This is a genomic window from Methylobacterium sp. W2 (assembly GCF_020662345.1).
Classification (GTDB): Bacteria; Pseudomonadota; Alphaproteobacteria; order Rhizobiales; family Beijerinckiaceae; genus Methylobacterium.
The window spans coordinates 1-19,248 of sequence record NZ_VMOA01000040.1 but is presented as its reverse complement, the minus strand read 5'-3'; the positions used below and the strand labels follow the sequence as shown (position 1 = coordinate 19,248).

The window sequence follows — 19,248 nt, the reverse complement described above, 5'->3', positions numbered from 1 at the left end:
TCAATCGAAGCCCAGGAACTCGAACAGGTCGCGGTCCTTCATCGGCATCGCCGAGAGCGGCTTGCCGCCGGCCCAGAGATGGGCGGCGAGCCGCATGTACTCGTCGGTCACCGCGATGAGCTCCGGCGTCGGCTCCATCTCGAACAGGGTCGATTTCTTCAGGCGCGAGCGCCGGACCACGTCGAGGTCGGGGAAATGCGCGATGCGCTCCAGGCCGACCGCGGCGTTGAAGCGGTCGATCTCGTCGGTCTTGGCCGAGCGGTTGGCGATGACACCGCCGAGGCGCACCGGATAGTTCTTCGACTTCGAATGGATCGCGGCGACGATCCGGTTCATGGCGAAGATCGAATCGAAGTCGTTGGCGGTGACGATGAGAGCCTGGTCGGCATGCTGCAGCGGCGAGGCGAAGCCGCCGCAGACCACGTCGCCAAGGACGTCGAAGATCACCACGTCGGTGTCTTCGAGGAGATGATGCTCTTTCAAAAGCTTCACCGTCTGGCCGACCACGTAGCCGCCGCAGCCGGTGCCGGCCGGCGGGCCGCCGGCCTCGACGCACATCACGCCGTTATAGCCCTCGGCCACGAAGTCCTCGATCCGCAATTCCTCGGAATGGAACTGCACGGCCTCCAGGGCATCGATCACCGTGGGGGCGAGGCGCTTGGTCAGGGTGAAGGTCGAATCGTGCTTCGGGTCGCAGCCGATCTGGAGCACGCGTTTCCCGAGCTTCGAGAAGGCCACCGACAGGTTCGACGAGGTGGTCGACTTGCCGATGCCGCCCTTGCCGTAGACGGCGAAGACCTTCGCCGTGCCGATCTTCAGCGCCGGATCGAGTTCGACCTGGAGGCTGCCTTCCTCGCGGCGCGTGGCCACGGGATTACGGATGGCGATGTTCATGCGGCGACCCCTGCGGTGATGCCTTCGAGACGGTCTTCGAGCTCCTCCTCGGCACGGTCGAGCGCGTCGCGCGTGGCCGCGTCGGGAGTCCAGAAGCCGCGCTGGTGCGCCTCGATCAGACGGTGGGCGACCTTGGCCGACGCGGTCGGGTTCAGGGCCGCCAGACGCTCGCGCATCGCCGGATCGAGGAGGTAGGTTTCGGTGATGCGCTGGTAGATCCAGGGCGCGACGGCGTTGGAGGTGGCCGACCAGCCCATGGTGTTGGTGAGATGCGCCTCGATCTGGCGCACGCCCTCGTAGCCGTGGCCGAGCATGCCCTCGGTCCATTTCGGGTTGAGCATCCGGGTCCGGGTCTCCAGCGAGACCTGCTCGGAGAGGGAGCGCACGACGCCCTCCCCCCGTGTCTGGTCGCTGATGAAGATCGGCACGGCCTCGCCCTTGGCGCGGGCCACCGCCCGGCCCATCCCGCCGAGACCGTCGAAGTAATGGTCGACGGAGGTCACCCCGACCTCCACCGAATCGAGGTTCTGGTAGGCGAGATCGACCTTGGCGAGCACGCTGCCCATCAGGGCGCGCTGGGCGGTGGGCCGGCCGTTGCGGCCATAGGCGAAGGACTTGCGCCGCGAGAAGGTCTCGCTGATCTCGTCCTCGTCCTCCCAGCGGCCGGATTCGACGAGGTTGTTGACGTTGGCGCCGTAGGTGCCCTCGGCGTTGGAGAACACCCGCAGGGCGGCCGTCTCCATGTCGATGCCGTGCTCGTCCATGTGGGCGAGGGCATGCTTGCGCACGAAGTTCCGCTCCGACGGCTCGTCGGCAGTGGCCGCGAGATAGCAGGCTTCCGCCAGGAGCTTGGTCTGGAGCGGGAGCAGATCGCGAAAAATGCCCGACAGGGTCACCACCACGTCGATGCGCGGGCGGCCGAGCTCGTCGAGGGGGATCAGCGTCGCGCCGCAGAGGCGGCCATAGCCGTCGAAGCGCGGGCTCGCACCGATCAGGGCCAGGGCCTGGGCGATGGGGCCGCCCTCGCTCTTCAGGTTGTCGGTGCCCCACAGGACCAGGGCGATGCTCTCCGGCAGGGGGGCGCCCTCGTCGCGGTAGCGGGCGAGGATGCGGGCGACCTGCCGCGTACCGTCGGCCACCGCGAAGGCGGAGGGCAGGCGGTAGGGGTCGAAGCCGTGGATGTTGCGTCCCGTGGGCAGCACGGAGGGGTTGCGCAGGAGGTCGCCGCCGGCGACCGGGGCGATGAAGCGGCCGTCGAGCGCCCGCAGCAGGGCGGGAAGCTCGTGGTCTTGCGCCAGCAGGGCGTCGGTCTCGCGCAGGGCGGCGAAGGCGGCGCGGTGCTCGTCGTCGAGGGGCAGGCCCGCTTCGGCCAGCGCCCGGTCGAGGGGGGCCCCCGCCACCAGGGCCTCGATGCCGGCGCGGTCGGGCTTCACGCCGCTCGACGCGTCAGCCAGGGCGAGCAGGAGGTCGATCCGCTCCAAAGGCGGCGTCCCCTCCCCGACCACGTGCATCCCGTGCGGGATCAGGGTGTGCTCGAGTTCGCTGAGGGCGAGGCCCAGCGCCAGGACCCTGCCGGACATGTCCCCGAACCAGGCCGGCTCGGCCAATGTCAGGTCGAGGGCGGAGCCCTGCGCCTGGATCATCTGGCCGAGGTCGCGACGCTCGGCTTCCGCCTCGGGCTCCAGGCCGCGCCAGCGCTCGATGGAGGCCTTGAGGTCGATCAGGCCCCGGTAGAGCCCGGCCTGGGTGAGGCTCGGGGTCAGGTAGCTCACCATGGTGGCGGCCGAGCGGCGCTTGGCAATCATACCCTCGGACGGGTTGTTGGCGGCGTAGAGGTAGACGTTGGGCAGCGGCCCGATCAGACGCTCGGGCCAGCAGGAATCCGACAGGCCGGTCTGCTTGCCGGGCATGAATTCGAGCGCCCCGTGGGTGCCGAAATGCAGCACGGCGTCGGCGCGGAAATCCTCGCGCAGGTAGCGGTAGAAGGCGGAGAAGGCGTGGGTCGGGGCAAAGCCGCGCTCGAACAGCAGCCGCATCGGGTCGCCCTCGTAGCCGAAGCCCGGCTGGACTCCGACGAAGACGTTGCCGAATTGCGCCCCGAGCACGAAGATCTGCGAGCCGTTGCTGTTCTGGCGTCCCGGAGCCGGGCCCCATTGCGCCTCGATCTCGGAGAGATGCCGCTCGCGCCGGACATGGTCGTCGGCCGGGATGCGGTGATGGACGTTGGCGCTGGTGCCATAGCGGGCGGCATTGCCGGCCAGCACCGCGTTGCGCAGGTCGTCGACGCTGCCCGGCACGGCGACGTCGTAGCCGTCGGCCTTCAGGCCCTTCAGCGTGTTGTGAAGGGAGTGGTAGACCGAGAGGAAGGCGGCGGTGCCGATGCTCCCGGCATTGGGCGGGAAGCCGAACAGGACGATGGCCACCTTGCGCGCGGCCCTGTCCTTGCGGCGCAGGGAGACGAGGCGTTCCACGCGGGTGGCGAGCATGTCGGCCCGCTCCGGGTGGACGCTCATGTCGCGGGCATTGGCGCCGGGCGAGCGGCTGGAACGGCCGCCGAACACCATCGGCGCGGTGGCGCCGTCGAGTTCGGGGATCGCCACCATCATCGTGGCCTCCACGGGGGAGAGGCCGCGGTCGGAGGCCTCCCATTGCTCCACGGTCTGGAATTCGAGGGCGTGGGCAGCGAGGTAGGGCACGTCGAGGTCGCGCAGGGTCTCCTCGGCGGCGGCCGCGTCGTTGTAGGCGGGGCCGCCCACCAGGGAGAACCCGGTGAGCGAGACGAGGGCGTCGATGGCGGGCCGGCCGTTGCTCCGGAAGAAGGCCTCCACCGCCGGGCGGTTGTCGAGGCCGCTGGCGAAGGCCGGCACGACGCTGAGCCCGCGCGCTTCGTGGGCGGCGATGACGCCATCGTAATGGGCGGTGTTCCCGGCGAGCACGTAGGAGCGCATCACCAGCAGGCCGACGCGGCCCTTCACCCCTGCGGACGGGACCGGCAGCAGCGAGGGATCCTCGCCGATCCGGCCCTTCATGCGCGGATGGTAGAGACCGGTCTCGGGGTAGCTCAGGGGCGCCGGAGCGGCGGCGATCCGGCGCCAGCTCTCGCGCGGCCCGGCGGCGTAGCGGCCGACGAGGAAGCGCACGAGATTGGCGATGTTCTCGTCCGAGCCCGAGAGCCAGTATTGCAGGGTGAGGAAATAGGCCCTGACATCCTGGGCCGAGCCGGGGATGAAGCGCAGGATCTTGGGCAGCCGGCGAATCATCGCCATCTGGCGGGCGCCGTTGCCCTGGGCGCCGGTCTTGCCGCGCAGCTTCTTCAGGAATTCGAGGGCACCGCTTTTGGTGCCGTCCATGTCGAAGCGGTTGAGGCGGGTGGTCTTGACGATCTCGCTGGCCGACAGGCAGCCGATCATCGCGTCGCAATGCGGGCGGCGGGCGAGCAGTGCCGGATGGATGGCGCGGACGTGTTCATCCATGAACAGCATGGTGGAGACCACGATGTCGGCGCGGGCGATGTCGGTCTTGCAGGCGGCCAGCGCCCCCGGGTCGGTGTCCCATTCGGCCGCCGCGTGGAAGCAGAGCGTGAGCCCCGGCATCTCGTCGCGCAGCCGGTGGCGGGCGCGCTCCAGGGCGCTCGCCATGTGATTGTCCATCGTCACGACGACGAGGCTGAGGGCGGGACGCTCAGCGTCCGAAATGCGCTTTGGCATCGTACAGCGTCTCGACGGTGATGAGGGGGAGCGCCCGCTCGCGGGCGAAGCGTTCGGTGTTGGCGCGGGCTTTGCCCCGCACGAAGAACGGGATCTTCCTGAGTTCCTTCTCGGCGTCGGGAGCCCACGTGCTGTGTAGGGCACCGGAACTCCCTCCCTCCTCTGCGGGGGCTCCGGGATTCACACATCCGCTCGACGGCCGTTCCTCTATCCGAGAGGGCTCGATAGGAGGCGCGCCGGTCTCCCTCTCCTGGAAGGAGAGGGCTGGGGTGAGGTGTGGTCCATCTCCGGAGAGGTCACACACCTCACCCTGTCCCTCTCCTGCCAGGAGAGGGGACCCGTGCGGCCCGCGAGATGCGTGGGTATCGTAGCCCGCAGAGGGGGGAGGGACAGGCGAGTGGCCGGGGCCGAGATGGGAGGGTGCGGCGTCGGCGTGGAACTCGGAATCCTCGCGGAACATGCCGAGCAGATGTTCCTCCAACCCCATCATCAGGGGATGGACCCAGGTGTCGAACAGGACGTTGGCGCCCTCGAATCCCATCTGCGGCGAGTGGCGGGCGGGGAAATCCTGGACGTGGATCGGGGCCGAGATCACCGCGCAGGGCAGGCCCAGACGCTTGGCGATGTGGCGCTCCATCTGCGTGCCCAGCACCAGTTCGGCGGCGCTGGCCTGGATCGCCGCCTCTACCTCGAGGTAATCGTCGGTGATCGTCGCCTCGATGCCGTGGAGCGCCGCCTCGGCCCGGATCTCGCGGGCGAATTCGCGGGCATAGCTGCCGAGACCCACCACCTTGAAGCCGAGTTCGGTGGCGGCGATCCGGGCGGCGGCGAGGGCATGGGTGGCATCGCCGAAGATGAAGACGCGCTTGCCCGTGAGATAGGTCGAATCGACCGAGCGCGAGTACCAGGGCAGCCGCGAGGGCGCGCCGGACAGGACCGGGGACGGATCGACACCGGCGATCGTCGCCACCTCCTCCACGAAGCGGATCGAGGCGGCGACGCCGATCGGCACGGTCTCGACCATCGGCTGGCCGAAGGTCTTTTGGAGGTGCTGCCCGGCGGCGCGGGCGATCTCGGGATAGAGCACGACGTTGAAATCGGCAGCACCCAGCCGGCCGAGATCGGAGGGCGAAGCGCCCAGGGGCGCCACCACGTTCACGTCGATGCCGAGGGCGTCGAGAAGCTTCCGGATCTCGACGAGATCGTCGCGATGGCGGAAGCCGAGAGCGGTCGGGCCGAGAATGTTGCAGAGCGGACGCCGGGTCTCGCGCGGCGCGGCGGGTTTCACCGGGACGGCCAGCGTCCGCACCAGCCGATAAAACGTTTCCGAGGCGCCCCAGTTCTCTTTCTTCTGGTAGGCGGGCAGGTCCAGCGGGATCACCGGGATCGGTAGGGCCAGGGCCTTGGCGAGACCGCCCGGATCGTCCTGGATCAACTCCGCCGTGCAGGAGGCGCCGACGATCATCGCCTCGGGGCGGAAGCGCTCGTAGGCGGCGGCGACCGCGTCCTTGAAGATCGCGGCGGTGTCGGAGCCGAGGTCGCGCGCCTGGAAGGTGGTGTAGGTCACCGGCGGACGGGCATCGCGCCGCTCGATCATGGTGAACAGCAAATCGGCATAGGTGTCGCCCTGGGGGGCGTGCAGCACGTAGTGCAGGCCGCGCATGGCGGTGGCGACGCGCATGGCGCCGATATGGGGCGGTCCCTCGTAGGTCCAGACGGTGAGCTGCATCGGGCTACACCTCCAGCCGGGTACGGCGGACGAGGGGGCGCGCGAACAGCTCGGCCAAGTCGCCGGCCTGGTCGTAGCCCTGGATCGGGGTGAACAGCAGCTCGATCGACCACTTGGTCGCGAGCCCTTCCGCCTCCAGCGGGTTGGCGAGGCCGAGGCCGCAGACGGTGAGGTCGGGACGGGCCTGCCGGCAGCGGTCCATCTGGTCGTCGAGGCTCTGCCCCTCCACGATCCGGGTGCCGCGCGGCAGCAGGGCCATCTCGCGGTCGAGATGCCCGCGATGGAGGTAGGGGGTGCCGACCTCCACCAGTTCGGCGCCCATCTCCCGCGAGAGGAAACGCGCCAGGGGGATTTCCAGCTGCGAATCGGGAAAGAAGAAGATCCGGCGCTGCCTCAGCATCGCCCGGTAGGGGGCGAGCGCCTGCTCGGCCCGGCGCAGCCCCGGCGCAGTGGCGGCCGCGAACCGTCCGGCCGCCACGCCGAACGCATCCGCCGCGGCCTTGAGCCATCCGGTGGTGCCTTCGGCGCCCAGCGGAAACGGAGCGGCGAGCCGCGTGGCGCCCCGCTCCTCCAGTGCCCGCGCCGTGTCGGCGAGGAAGGGCTGGGCCAGGAGGTAGCGGGTGTTTTCCCCCACCGGCGGCATCGCGCCGGCCCGGCGCGCGGGCAGGAAGCGTACGGGCCCGATTCCCATTTCCGAGAAGATCCGGGCGAACTGGTCCTCGACCACGTCGGCGAGGGCGCCGACCACGAGGAGCGTGGGCTCGGCATTGGCCGCCTCGGCCGGCATTTCGGGCACGAGGGAGGCGAGGCAGGCATCCTCCCCTTGCGTGAAGGTGGTCTCGATGCCGCTGCCGGAATAGCTCAGCACCCGCACGTCGGGCGCGAGGCTGCGCGACAGCCTCTGGGCGGCGCGCGACAGGTCGAGCTTGATCACTTCCGAGGGGCACGACCCCACCAGGAACAGCAGCTTGATCTCGGGCCGGCGCGCCACGAGGCGGCTCACCACCGCGTCGAGTTCGTCGTTCATGTCGGCGAGACCGGCGAGATCGCGCTCGTCCATGATGGCGGTGGCAAAGCGCGGCTCGGCGAAGATCATCACCCCGGCGGCCGACTGGATGAGATGCGCGCAGGTGCGCGACCCCACCACGAGGAAGAAGGCGTCCTGGATCTTGCGGTGAAGCCAGACGATGCCGGTGAGCCCACAGAACACCGCCCGCTGACCGCGTTCCTGCCGGATCTCGAGGCCGTGTTCGCTCTCGAACGCGGTGAGGGGAGCGTGGGCATTCATCGCGCGCCCTCCGTGGAGAGGACGGCGCGGGGCGACGCCTGCAGCCGGGCGGCGCGCAGTTTGAGCAGGAATTGCGCGGCGTTGACGGCGTAGGAGGCATAGGCCGCCAGCGCCAGGAGCATCAGCCCCGTCGTGTCGAGGGCGCCCGTGGCGAGCGCCACGAGATAGGCGGTGTGGAGGGCCAGCACGAGCATGCTGACCATGTCCTCCCAGTAGAAGGAGGGCGCGAACAGGTAGCGTCCGAAGACGTCCTTCTCCCAGATCGAGCCGGTGACCATGATCGCGTAGAGGACGAGGGTCTTGACCACGATGGAGACGTTGGCGGCCGACGCCCCCTCCCCCGTCGCCAAGGTGCGCAGGACGAGGCCGAGGCTGACGAGGAAGACCAGGAACTGCAGCGGCGCGAGGATGCCCTGGACCAGGGTCCAGGCGGAGGCGTCGCGCCGGGCGCGCTCGGCCGGCGAATAGAGAGGTCGTCTCGGCTGGCCTCCTCTTGCAGGCATCGGCTCCATCCCGTCTCGACCCGGCCCCGCATGGTCGGAGGCCCGTTGAGAGGGAGGTTAGGAACCCGTCGGAAGAGTGTCAAGCTAGCTTTACGTCGTTTTCATTTTACAGATTTGATGCATAATAATGTGAGAGGGAGGATTGCCAAATCCATGGTAAGCGGTATCGTCGCCGTCAAGGCCCGCTTGTAATCATTTTCTCATTGCAAGCAGCGTCAAAGGCATTCGCAAGTCGATGATGCGAAGTTCGACACTCAAGATCGAGCTGGATCAAGAAGCCGTCAGCAACATTGGGAGGTTCCAATGGATGACGTCAGTTCGCTTCGGGCGGCCTCGATGTTTGAGAGGTCGTCCAGCGAAGTCCATCCGCGACGTAATAATGCATTATATCCTGATCGGGGCCCGGCCTGGGACCGCGACCTCGCCAGCGTGGTCGAAGCCGAGATCATCCCGCGGTTGATGCTGGCCCATCGGGCCGACCCGCGCTCGGAGCGTCCCGGCATCCTGCCGACGCCGGACCAGATCGCCGAATTCGCCGCCCTGGTGCTCGCGCCCGATTGCGATGATGTCGAGAGCCGGATCGTCGTCCTCATCGAGGACGGCCTCGCCCTCGACAGCCTGCTCCTCGACCTCCTCGCCCCCACGGCACGCCATCTCGGCCACCTGTGGGAGGAGGATCTCTGCGATTTCGCGGAGCTCACCATCGCCATGGGGCGCCTCCAACGCATCATGCACGATCTGACCGCCCGGTTCCGCTCGGAGCCGGCACCGGACCCGCACGGGCGCAGCATCTTCCTGATGGCCTGCCCGGGCGAGACGCACAGCTTCGGCCTTTCCCTCATCGAGCGCTTCTTCCGCGATGCCGGATGGGACGTCACGAGCGCGGCGCACGAGCTCCATCCCGACCCGATCCGGACCGCCCGCACGGGCTGGTTCGACGTGATCGGGGTGTCGCTCGGGTCCGAAACCCTGCTTCCGGCCCTCGCGCGCATGGTGACGGAGCTTCGGCGCGCCTCGCGCAATCCGTCGGTCCGTGTCATGGTCGGTGGGCCGATCTTCACCGAAAACCCCGACCATTCGGTTCTCGTCGGCGCAGATGCGACGGCGAGCGATGCCCGTGTCGCCATTTCCATCGCCGAGAGCTTGCTTGATCCGCGGGCCAGACCCTGCTGAAAGACCGGCTCGACGTCGTCACATCGTGGTGATCCTTGACCAGTCTGGCACTCCCTGCAGCGGCGGAAACGTTCGCAGCGCTTCGCAAAACCCTCGGTCCCCTCGATGCGGAGGCGGCCGGGCTCCTCGTCGCCGCGGCGACGGACCTCGCGTTGATCATCGACGCGGAAGGGGTGATCCGCGACGCGGCCTTCGGCAATGCCGACTTCACCGACGAGGGCTGCGAGACCTGGCTCGGCCAGCTCTGGGTGGACACGGTCACCGTCGAGAGCCGGCCCAAGATCGCCGCGCTCCTGCGTGACGCGGCCCCCGGCGCGGTGACGCGCTGGCGCCAGGTGAACCATCCCTCCGCCACCGGCATCGACCTGCCGGTGCGCTATTCGGCCATGCGCCTCGAGACCGGCGGCCCGGTGATCGTCATCGGCCGCAACCTGCGCGCCATGGCGGCGCTGCAGCGCAAGCTGGCGGAAACCCAGCAGGCGCTGGAGCGCGACTACCTGCGCCTGCGCGGCGCCGAGACCCGCTACCGCCTGCTGTTCCAACTCGCCGGCGAGCCGGTCCTGGTGGTGGATGCCGCCACGCGCCGGGTCACCGAGGTGAACCCGGCCGCCGCCCGACTCATCGGCCGCTCGGAGAAGCGCATCATCGGCCAGGACGTGGTGGACCTGTTCGATGCGGGCAGCACCCGCGAGCTCGAATCGCTGTTCGCCGGTCTGCGCGTGACCGGACAGGCGGGCGACCTTGTCGCCCGGCTCGGCAACGGGCGCGGCGAGACCCGCGTCGCCGCCTCGCTGTTCCGGCAGGAGAACGCCACCAGCGCCCTCCTGCGGCTGTCGGCGGAGCCGTCCGACGCGGCTCCCCCGAGCCGGACCGGGGCCTCGGCCCTCGACGTGATCCAGAGCCTACCCGAGGGTTTCGTCGTCACCGATCCGCAGCGGCGCATCCTCGCGGCCAACGCCGCCTTCCTCGATCTGGTGCAGCTTGCCACCGAGGAGCAGGTGCGCGGCGAACCCCTCGACCGCTGGCTCGGCCGCGATGAGACCGAGGCCGCCGCCCTGTTCTCGACCCTCGGCCACCACGGCTCCGTGCGCCACTACGCCACGAGCCTGCGCGGCGAGTACGGGGTGGTGGAAGAGGTCGAGGTCGCCGCCGTCTCGGTCCCCGGCGGCGGTCAGCCCTGTCTCGGCTTCACCATCCGCTCGACCCCCCGCCGCACCGCCGCCGCCCCCGGCGGGCGGGAGCTGCCGCGGTCCGTCGAGCAGATGACCGAGCTGGTCGGGCGGGTCTCGATGAAGAACCTGGTGCGCGAATCGACCGACCTGATCGAGCGCCTCTGTATCGAGGCCGCCCTGCGCATCACCCGCGACAACCGCGCCTCGGCCGCCGAGATGCTGGGCCTCAGCCGCCAGGGGCTCTACGCCAAACTGCGCCGCTACGGGATCGGCGACCTCGACGGGCCGGATGTGGCCGACGACGAATGAGCCTCGGCGACGGGCGGTCTGCGTCCGACTGTCGCCCTTATTTGTCGGTCGACGTGTAAATCAAACTTGACACACCGCGACGTCGGAACCTAGCTTCGACGTCATGGCAACGTCGGTCTCCCCCGCTTCTTCCGCCATCCGCGGACTGCCCGCTCCCAGCGCCCTGCTGGAGCTGTTGAAGCCGATCACCTGGTTCGCGCCGATGTGGGCCTTCGCCTGCGGGGTGGTCTCCTCCGGGGTTCCGGCGAGCGGGCACTGGCCGGTCATCGTCGCCGGGATCGTGCTCGCCGGCCCCCTGGTCTGCGCCACCTCACAGGCGGCCAACGACTGGTACGACCGCCATGTCGACGCGATCAACGAACCGAACCGGCCGATCCCGTCCGGCCGCATGCCCGGCCGCTGGGGCCTCTACGTGGCGCTGGCCTGGACCACCCTCTCCCTCTCCGTCGCGGCCGCTCTGGGGGTCTGGATCCTCTATGCCGCCCTGTTCGGACTGATTCTCGCCTGGATCTACAGCGCGCCGCCCTTGAGGCTGAAGCAGAACGGGTGGTGGGGCAACGCCGCGGTGGGGCTCTGCTACGAGGGCCTGCCCTGGTTCACCGGTGCCGCCGTGATGGCCGGGGCCCTGCCCGACCACCGCATCCTCACCGTCGCCCTCCTCTATTCCGTGGGCGCCCACGGCATCATGACCCTCAACGATTTCAAGTCGGTGGAAGGGGATGCGCGCATGAATCTCCGCTCGCTGCCGGTCCAGCTCGGGACCGACCGGGCCGCCCGCCTCGCCTGCCTCGTCATGGCCCTGCCCCAGCTGGTGGTGATCGCCCTCCTCTATGCCTGGGACCGGTCCGGGCATGCGGTTTTCGTCGCAGGCCTGCTCGCCGCGCAACTCGTCCTGATGTCCCGCCTGTTGAAGAATCCCCGCGAAAAAGCGGCGTGGTACAATGGCACCGGCACCACCCTCTACGTGCTCGGCATGCTGGTGGCGGCCTTCGCCCTCAGGGCCCTCGTCCAGCAGGGAGCCGCGTGATGGCGCCGACCATGGGCTGGCTCGCCATAATCCGCCTCGGTCTCGTCCAGACCGCGCTTGGCGCCGTGGTCGTCCTCATGACCTCGACCCTCAACCGGGTCATGGTGGTGGAACTCGCTTTGCCGGCGATGATTCCCGGCGCCCTCGTGACCCTCCATTACGCCGTGCAGGTTCTGCGCCCGCGCTGGGGCTACGGTTCGGATATGGGCGGGCGGCGCACGCCCTGGATCGTCGGCGGTATGGCCGCGCTGTGCCTCGGCGGCTTCGGCGCGGCGGCGGCGACCGCCCTGATGGAAACCCATCTTGCCTCCGGTATCGCTCTGGCGATCCTGTCCTTCCTCACCGTGGGCATGGGGGCGGGTGCCGCGGGCACCTCCCTCCTCGTGCTCCTGGCGGGCGGCGTCGAGGCGCGCCGCCGGGGGGCTGCGGCCACCATCGTCTGGGTGATGATGATCGCGGGCTTCGCCATCACCGCCCCGATCGCCGGACATTTCCTCGATCCGTTCTCCGGCGCCCGGCTCGTGGCCGTGTCGGGGACGGTCTCGCTCCTCGCCTTCCTCCTAGCCTTGCTCGCGGTCAGTGGCATCGAGCCGGTGCGGGCGCCGTCTAGCCATGCGGAGAGGGCCCCGAAGCGGCCGTTCCGCGAGGTGCTGGCACGGGTCTGGTCCGAGCCGGCCTCGCGCCGCTTCACCGTCTTCATCTTCGTGGCGATGCTGGCCTACAGCGCGCAGGAACTCATCCTCGAACCCTTCGCCGGCCTCGTCTTCGCGATGACGCCCGGCGTCACCACCAAGCTCTCGGGCCTGCAGCATGGCGGCGTGCTCGCCGGCATGCTCACCGTGGCCGGCCTGACCATGGGGATCGGCGGCTCCTATCTCGGCTCGCTGAAGCTGTGGACTGCCACCGGCTGCGCCGGTTCGGCCCTGGCGCTGGCGGGGATCGCCGGTGGCGGCCTCATCGGGCCGGACTTCCCCCTGCGCGTCGCGGTCTTCGCCCTCGGCCTGTTCAACGGCATGTTTGCCGTGGCCGCCATCGGCTCGATGATGGGCCTGGCGGGGGCCGGCGGCGAGGCCGAGCGCGGCACCCGGATGGGGGTCTGGGGCGCGGCCCAGGGCGTCGCCTTCGGGGCCGGCGGCTTCCTCGGGACCATGGCGGTGGACCTCGCCCGCCTCGTCAGCCCCGAGCCGGTCCATGCTTATGCCGCCGTGTTCCTGGCCGAGGCCGCCCTGTTCCTGGTGGGAGCCCTCCTGGCTCTCAGGATCGAGCACGCGAGCGCCACGCTGCTGCGCCGTGCCGCCCGCCCGCGACGGCCCGTACTTCAACCCCGCTATCGCTGAGGTGAGACCCATGCCGGAGCCGGAGACCTTCGACGTCGTGGTGGTGGGGGGCGGCCCGGCCGGGGCCACCGCCGCCACAGATCTCGCCCGGATGGGGCGCCGCGTCCTGCTCCTCGACAAGCCGGGCCGGATCAAGCCCTGCGGCGGTGCGATTCCCCCGCGCCTGATCCGTGACTTCGCGATTCCCGATCATCTGCTCGTTGCCCGCGTGCGCTCGGCGCGGATGATCTCCCCCAAGGACAAGCGGGTGGACATGCCCATCGGCGACGGTTTCGTCGGCATGGTCGACCGCGAGCATTTCGACCCCTGGCTGCGCGACCGCGCGGCCCTGGCTGGCGCCGACCACCGGGCCGGCAGCTTCACCCGCATCGTCCGCGACGACGACGGCGGGGCGGTGGTGCATTACCGCTCCGGCGACGCGGAGCACCGGGTCCGCACCCGCCTCGTCATCGGCGCGGACGGGGCGAGTTCGGTGGTCGGGCGGGCCGAGATTCCCGGCCACGCGGCCATGAAACAGGTCTTCGCCTATCACGAGATCGTCCGGCGCCCGGCGGATGGAAGCGGCGACGTCGAGGGGACGCGCTGCGACGTCTACTACCAGGGCAAGCTCTCGCCGGATTTCTACGCCTGGGTCTTTCCCCATGGCGACACGATCAGCATCGGCACCGGCAGCGCCCGCAAGGGCTTCTCCCTGCGCGGGGCGATCCGCTCTTTACGCGCCTCTACCGGCCTCGATGCCGGGGAAACAATACGCCGCGAAGGCGCGCCGCTGCCGCTGAAACCGCTCAAGCGCTGGGACAATGGCCGCGACGTGCTGCTCACCGGGGACGCCGCCGGCATCGTCGCCCCGGCCTCGGGCGAGGGCATCTACTACGCCATGCTCGGCGGCCGGCTCGCGGCGGAGGCGGCCGACACCTTCCTCGCCACCGGCAAGGCCGCCTCCCTGGCCCTGGCCCGGCGTCGTTTCCTGCGCCTGCACGGCCGCGTCTTCCTGATTTTGCAGATGATGCAATGGGTCTGGTACCGCAACGATTCCCTGCGCGAGCGCTTCGTCTCGATCTGCAAGGACAAGGACGTCCAGCAGCTCACCTGGGATTCCTACATGAACAAGGAACTGGTGCGGGCAAAGCCCGCCGCCCATGTGAGGATCTTCTTCAAGGATCTGGCGCACCTGTTCCGCTGGGTCTCCCCGTGATCGGCGGGTTCGAGACTGGCCCGGTCGTGGTCGCGGCGGCCGCCGCCCTCGTCACCGCCCTGGCCGGCGGGCTCCTGACGACCACCGGCCCCTGGTATCAATCCCTGCGGCGTCCGTCCTGGAAGCCGCCGGACTGGGCCTTCGGTCCGGTCTGGACCACGATCTTCACCCTCACGGCGATCTCCGCCGTGATCGCCTGGCACGCGGAGGCCGGAACCTCGGCCCGCGCCGCGTTGCTCGCCGCCTACGGCGTCAACCTCGTCCTCAACATCGCCTGGAGCGGCATCTTCTTCCGCCTGCGCCGGCCGGACTGGGCCTATCTCGAGGTGATCGCCCTGTGGCTCTCCATCGTGGCGCTGATCGCGGTGACGGCCCAGGTCTCGGGGATCGCGGCCCTCCTGCTCGCCCCCTACCTCGCCTGGGTCAGCGTCGCGACCTTGCTGAACCGGGCGATCGTGCGACTGAACGGGCCGTTCGGTGAGGCCCGCCCCGCTCGTACGATCGGAAGCCGGGTATGATTCCGGATGCGGCGACCCTGGCGGCTCTGTTCGCCTCCGGGCGGATCATCGACGTGATCCTCGGTCTGGTGGCCCTGGAGGCCGCCGCCCTCGTGGCATGGCGTCTTCATGGGGGGGATCGCCCGCTCCTTGCGCCCCTTTTCTGCAATCTCGCCTCGGGCGCGGCGCTGATGCTGGCGATCCGGGCCGCGCTGATCGGGTCGGATTGGACGGTGGTGGCGCTCTGCCTGTTCGCCTCGCTGATGGCGCATCTAGGGGAGGTCGCGTTGCGCATGTTCGGGGGGTCGCGTGGCGCATCCGATCCGGCCATGCCCGACCGTCGCCAACCGGGCAGAACGGTCACGAAGCGTGCCTGAACGACAGCTGTCCCATCCTGGACTTCACGAGTGGAGAACCGGCTTCATGCGTCGCATATCTGCCCTCCTGCTCGGTTCGGCCGGTCTCATCGCCGCCGCGACCGGTGTTTCTTCCCAAGCTTCAGCCCAAGATGCGGAACAGATCAAGCGGGGCGAATACTTGGCGACGGCGGGCGATTGCGTCGCCTGCCATTCCGCGCCGGGCGGCAAGCCCTTTGCCGGGAACTACGTCCTCAACACGCCGATCGGGAAGATCCGCACGCCGAACCTCACACCGGACGACGAGACCGGGCTCGGTAAATGGACCGCCGACGACTTCTACCGCGCCCTGCACGAAGGCATCGACAACGAGGGCAGCTACCTCTATCCGGCCTTCCCCTTCGCCTGGTACACCAAAGTCACGCGTGACGATTCCGATGCGATCTTTGCTTACCTGCGCTCCCTCGAGCCGGTGAAGGAGCCGCGCAAACCTTCTGAGATCCCGTTCCCGTTCAATATTCGCACCGCACTCATCACCTGGCGTACCGCCTTCTTCACCGCGGGCGAATTCAAGCCGGATCCGAATGCCAGCGCTGAGGTCAATCGCGGCGGCTACCTCGTAGAGGGGCTCGGCCATTGCGGCATGTGCCACAACGCCAACAAGATCGTCGGAAACAGCGGATTGGCCGGAAAACTCGGCGGCGGCGTCATCGACGGCTGGTACGCCCCCAACATCACCCCCGACGACCACACCGGAATCGGCTCCTGGACCGACGATCAAGTGGTCAAATACCTCAAAACCGGCGCCGCTCCGGGCAACCAGCCGGGCGTCGCCGCCGGGCCGATGCGCCAGACCATCGAGGAATCCCTCTCCAAGCTAACCGATGCCGACCTGAAGGCGATGGTCGCCTATCTGCGCACGCAGAAAGCGAAAGAAAGCTATAAGGTCAAGGATCTTCGGGCGTTTAACCAGGCCGATGCGCCGGGTGCCGCGACCTATCTGAGCTACTGCTCCTCCTGCCACAAGCCGGACGGCAAGGGCGTCGAAGGGGCGATTCCGGCCCTCGCCGGCAACACCTCCGTCCAGGCGGAGGGTCCGGAGACGGTGATCCGCGTGATTCTCGGCGGGCTCGCCGCCCAGAACGGCTATGCGCCGATGCCGGCGGTGGGGGCGGGCATGACCGATCAGGAGGTCGCCGACGTGACCGATTACATCCGCAACGCCTGGGGCAACAACGCCCCCGTCATCGCCCAGCGCGGCCTCGTCGGCACCGCCCGCGCCGCCACGCAGACCATGCTGGCGGGAACCGCATCCTGCGCCGTCATCGCTCAACCGGATGTGGCCAAAGCCATCGCCGACGCAGGCGCCGCAACGAGCCTGAAGGGGCTGGCGCAGGAGAACTTTATCCCGGTTGTCGTTGCTCTCCTTCCCAAGGTAAAGGCCGCGGCCGGAGGCGCCAAGGACGACGATATCGTAAACGGATTGACCACGGCGTTCTGCCAAGCCGCCCGCGACGACCCGGCCTACGGCAAGCCCGGCTGGCACACGGTGATCGGGAGCTTCTCCAGCATCGTCTACAGCCAGATTAGGAACCCCGAAAAGCGGGCCGCCCTGCCGGCCCCCGCCGGTGCCGCACCGACGCCGTGATCAATACGGGACAACGTTGCCCGCATCGGCGTAGATGGAGACTGCAGGCCTACCGTCAATGATTTTTGCTGGTACATTCGCCGAAGTCACCGCGAATAATAATTCAAATATCGGTATTTAAAGATCAAATATAGATCGATGGCTTTGTTATTCGCAGGCTTTTTTGTCGAACGACGGGCTATACGAATGTGACCTTTGAGTGACAGCGCCGCTACGATTGAGGTACGGAGGGAATGGGATCCGGTGCTGGTGCGTCGATGAAGGAGAGCTCGCTCGAATGCGGCGCTTTCCCTATCACGCTCCCGGAAGAGGTACTGGATGATTCACGGTTTCCGCCACGCAACCTCCACGCTCGGTCTCACCCTTTGCGTCGGCCTTGGCCTAACGACTGTCGCTTCCGGGCCAGCCCAGGCCGGTTCGGCGGCGCAACCCGGACAGACGGTCGGCCTTCCGGTCGGCGCGCAGCTTCCCGTCGGCCTCTACTTCGTCAACACGTCGAGCTTCGGCGTCCGCGACACCCGGCCGCTCGATTCCGAATCGAACATCAACCTACCCACTTTCCTTTGGGCGACACCGTGGAACCTGCTGGGCGCACGGCTCAACTTCGCGGCGATCCAGCCGGTCGTGGCCTCGAGCCCGCGTGGCACGCCCTACCAGAGCGGCATTGGCCAGCCTCTGCTCGCTGCCCAGCTCGCCTGGAATCTCGGCAACGATCTAGGGGTGAGCTATCTCTTCGGTGGATACCTGCCGATCGAGACGGGCTTCCTAACCCAGAACGCGTCGCTGAGCCACCGTTTCGCCGCGACGTATAGCGGCAACGGCTTCAACCTGACTGCGAACCTGCTCTACGGGATCTTCGTCGATCCGGTGACCGCGCAGGGCGTAGTCTATCCCGACTATCTCAACCTCGATCTCACCGCGACGAAGAAGTTCGGCAAATGGGAGGTCGGTCCGGTGGCGTTCGCCTCCACCGATCTGCCCACGCGTTTCCCCGGGTATCGCCGCCAGGGTCAAATCGCGGTGGGCGGCCTCGTCGGCTACAATTTCGGGCCGGTGAACGTCCAGGCCTACGTCACCCGGGACGTGGCCGAGCGCAATTACGGTGGCCGCGAGACCCGCGGCTGGCTGCGGCTGATCGTGCCGATCTACAAGGAGAGCACCAATTCCGCGGCGCCCTCAATCCCGCTGAGCGGGCGGCAATCCCTGCGGTAGGGCATTGTCACGGGGCGGCGACGGGGGCGAAGCGCGCCATTCGTCTCCCCGCTCCGCAGCCAGTCAGTGCTCCTTCGAGACAGGTCCGGGATTTACCGTAAACCGCCCATTAATCCGACTCGTCGAAACCTAGCGATCGTGGGGCTGCAGCGGCGTTCGCTGATCCCCACGCATGGTTTCAAGGGTAACGGTGTATGCGTAGCGTTCACACGGCGATCGACAACGTGGTTCCCTTCCGGCGTCCCGGCAGGCCCCAGCCCCAGGCTCCGGTCGTTTCGCCCTCCCTCGCCGCGAGGCGGGTGGACCAGCGCGCGCTCATGGATGCGGTCTATGCCAGCGGGACGCTTGCGGTTGCGGCCGGCGACCGCGAGACCAAGCTGATCGCTGCCCGTCTGCAGGTCTACGGCTTTCTCACTGTGGAAGAACTGGGAGAGGACGGCGCATTGCGGCGCCTGCGTCCGTCCGAGGCCATCCGCGCTCAGGTCGATCGCCCATGGCGCCTGTCGAAAGCCGCCTACGGCTCAGGCCTGTCCGTCCCAGTCCCAGCCGCCGACGATTTCTTGTTCGATTCTTCCGCCGGCGCCTCGGCCTAATTTCTCCCACGAAACCGGGGTTGTCACGGCCCGTCGAGGCAGGCTCGTCGGCGCGTCCCGCTGGAGTGGATTGACGACCGGGTCATTGAGCACAGTCACGTTCCATGACCCGACAAAGTATCCCCCCAATCAGCGATGATCCGCTCGTCAACCTGCCGACCCTGGCAACTTGATCCTTCCGGCTCACGCCGGTCATCGAGGTGACTCTCAGGGAGCTATCCCACGTCAAGGGACACGACCTTCCCCTGCGTCGCGGCTGGCAACAAGATCATCCCAAACGACGTTGCCATCGCCGAAGCTTGATTCGTTCAGAATGTACTATTCACGTTCGACGCGTGAGTCTGGCATGCCACAATGAACGGTGTCCGGTGGTCTCCGGAACGCCTCATCTTCATGAACAACGTCACCCGGCAGTCTCGCGTTGAGGCGGATTTTTCGTTTGACCGCCACGAAGGCTTTAATTCTGCCGAAGCATCGAGCCTAGAGGCTGTTATGAACCGTTTGCCAGTTGAGCGGCCTGTTTGAGCATGAGGCAGACGAAGGCGACGATGTGGAGATCGGCGAGTGTGCTGGGATAGCGCTCGTAATCCTTGGCGAGGCGGCGGAAG

The 19,248-nt window shown here is 68.2% G+C and carries 15 protein-coding genes and 1 pseudogene; 10 read left to right on the top strand and 6 right to left on the bottom strand.

All coding sequences use genetic code 11. From position 1 onward, the window contains the following. From bchL to bchF, 5 genes are read right to left on the bottom strand one after another with little or no spacing between them, the layout of a single operon-like run. Positions 1 to 894 (bottom strand): ferredoxin:protochlorophyllide reductase (ATP-dependent) iron-sulfur ATP-binding protein, encoded by an 894-nt coding sequence (bchL, locus tag FPV16_RS19610; RefSeq protein WP_207411755.1) that lies wholly within the window; start codon positions 892 to 894, stop codon positions 1 to 3. Further along, positions 891 to 4,601 carry a magnesium chelatase subunit H gene (locus FPV16_RS19605; protein WP_227440047.1) on the bottom strand — a complete coding sequence of 1,237 codons (3,711 nt, stop codon included), beginning with the start codon at positions 4,599 to 4,601 and terminating at the stop codon, positions 891 to 893. The genes bchL and FPV16_RS19605 overlap by 4 nt, the downstream gene beginning before the upstream one ends. Beyond that, positions 4,576 to 6,330, bottom strand: coding sequence for a ferredoxin:protochlorophyllide reductase (ATP-dependent) subunit B (gene bchB / locus FPV16_RS19600; protein WP_227440046.1), 1,755 nt, complete (start codon positions 6,328 to 6,330; stop codon positions 4,576 to 4,578). Before bchB ends, FPV16_RS19605 begins: the two co-directional genes overlap by 26 nt. 4 nt (positions 6,331 to 6,334) lie before the next feature. Continuing rightward, positions 6,335 to 7,618: a ferredoxin:protochlorophyllide reductase (ATP-dependent) subunit N gene (locus FPV16_RS19595; RefSeq protein ID WP_227440045.1), complete on the bottom strand. Its 1,284-nt coding sequence runs from the start codon at positions 7,616 to 7,618 to the stop codon at positions 6,335 to 6,337. Next, entirely contained in the window at positions 7,615 to 8,121 is a 507-nt protein-coding gene (gene bchF, locus FPV16_RS19590; protein ID WP_227440044.1) for a 2-vinyl bacteriochlorophyllide hydratase, read from the bottom strand. Before bchF ends, FPV16_RS19595 begins: the two co-directional genes overlap by 4 nt. A 429-nt stretch (positions 8,122 to 8,550) precedes the next feature. Between bchF and FPV16_RS19585 the strand changes: the two genes are divergently transcribed. The 10 genes from FPV16_RS19585 (at position 8,551) to FPV16_RS19540 (ending at position 18,640) form a co-directional block, all read left to right on the top strand. After that, positions 8,551 to 9,294 carry a B12-binding domain-containing protein gene (locus FPV16_RS19585; RefSeq protein WP_227440043.1) on the top strand — a complete coding sequence of 248 codons (744 nt, stop codon included), beginning with the start codon at positions 8,551 to 8,553 and terminating at the stop codon, positions 9,292 to 9,294. A 35-nt stretch (positions 9,295 to 9,329) separates the two neighbouring features. After that, positions 9,330 to 10,775 (top strand): transcriptional regulator PpsR, encoded by a 1,446-nt coding sequence (ppsR, locus tag FPV16_RS19580; protein ID WP_227440042.1) that lies wholly within the window; start codon positions 9,330 to 9,332, stop codon positions 10,773 to 10,775. A gap of 103 nt (positions 10,776 to 10,878) precedes the next feature. Beyond that, positions 10,879 to 11,802 carry a chlorophyll synthase ChlG gene (gene chlG / locus FPV16_RS19575; protein ID WP_227440041.1) on the top strand — a complete coding sequence of 308 codons (924 nt, stop codon included), beginning with the start codon at positions 10,879 to 10,881 and terminating at the stop codon, positions 11,800 to 11,802. Beyond that, complete coding sequence (locus tag FPV16_RS19570; RefSeq protein WP_227440040.1) at positions 11,802 to 13,139, top strand: BCD family MFS transporter; 1,338 nt, start codon at positions 11,802 to 11,804, stop codon at positions 13,137 to 13,139. Before chlG ends, FPV16_RS19570 begins: the two co-directional genes overlap by 1 nt. A gap of 10 nt (positions 13,140 to 13,149) precedes the next feature. Continuing rightward, positions 13,150 to 14,334, top strand: coding sequence for a geranylgeranyl diphosphate reductase (locus tag FPV16_RS19565; RefSeq protein ID WP_227440039.1), 1,185 nt, complete (start codon positions 13,150 to 13,152; stop codon positions 14,332 to 14,334). Beyond that, positions 14,331 to 14,852: a TspO/MBR family protein gene (locus FPV16_RS19560; RefSeq protein ID WP_227440038.1), complete on the top strand. Its 522-nt coding sequence runs from the start codon at positions 14,331 to 14,333 to the stop codon at positions 14,850 to 14,852. Before FPV16_RS19565 ends, FPV16_RS19560 begins: the two co-directional genes overlap by 4 nt. Continuing rightward, positions 14,849 to 15,208, top strand: coding sequence for a hypothetical protein (locus tag FPV16_RS19555; protein ID WP_227440037.1), 360 nt, complete (start codon positions 14,849 to 14,851; stop codon positions 15,206 to 15,208). The genes FPV16_RS19560 and FPV16_RS19555 overlap by 4 nt, the downstream gene beginning before the upstream one ends. A gap of 46 nt (positions 15,209 to 15,254) precedes the next feature. After that, positions 15,255 to 16,835 (top strand): c-type cytochrome, encoded by a 1,581-nt coding sequence (locus tag FPV16_RS19550; protein WP_227440036.1) that lies wholly within the window; start codon positions 15,255 to 15,257, stop codon positions 16,833 to 16,835. Between the two features lie 318 nt (positions 16,836 to 17,153). Then, the gene (locus FPV16_RS19545; RefSeq protein ID WP_227440035.1) at positions 17,154 to 18,047 is read left to right on the top strand and encodes a transporter; all 894 of its coding nucleotides are present in this window, start codon (positions 17,154 to 17,156) and stop codon (positions 18,045 to 18,047) included. 194 nt (positions 18,048 to 18,241) lie between these two features. After that, entirely contained in the window at positions 18,242 to 18,640 is a 399-nt protein-coding gene (locus tag FPV16_RS19540; protein ID WP_227440034.1) for a hypothetical protein, read from the top strand. A gap of 490 nt (positions 18,641 to 19,130) precedes the next feature. On the opposite strand, the pseudogene FPV16_RS19535 reads toward FPV16_RS19540, so the two are convergent. Next, a pseudogene (locus tag FPV16_RS19535) lies at positions 19,131 to 19,248 on the bottom strand (IS5/IS1182 family transposase); the annotation flags it as partial.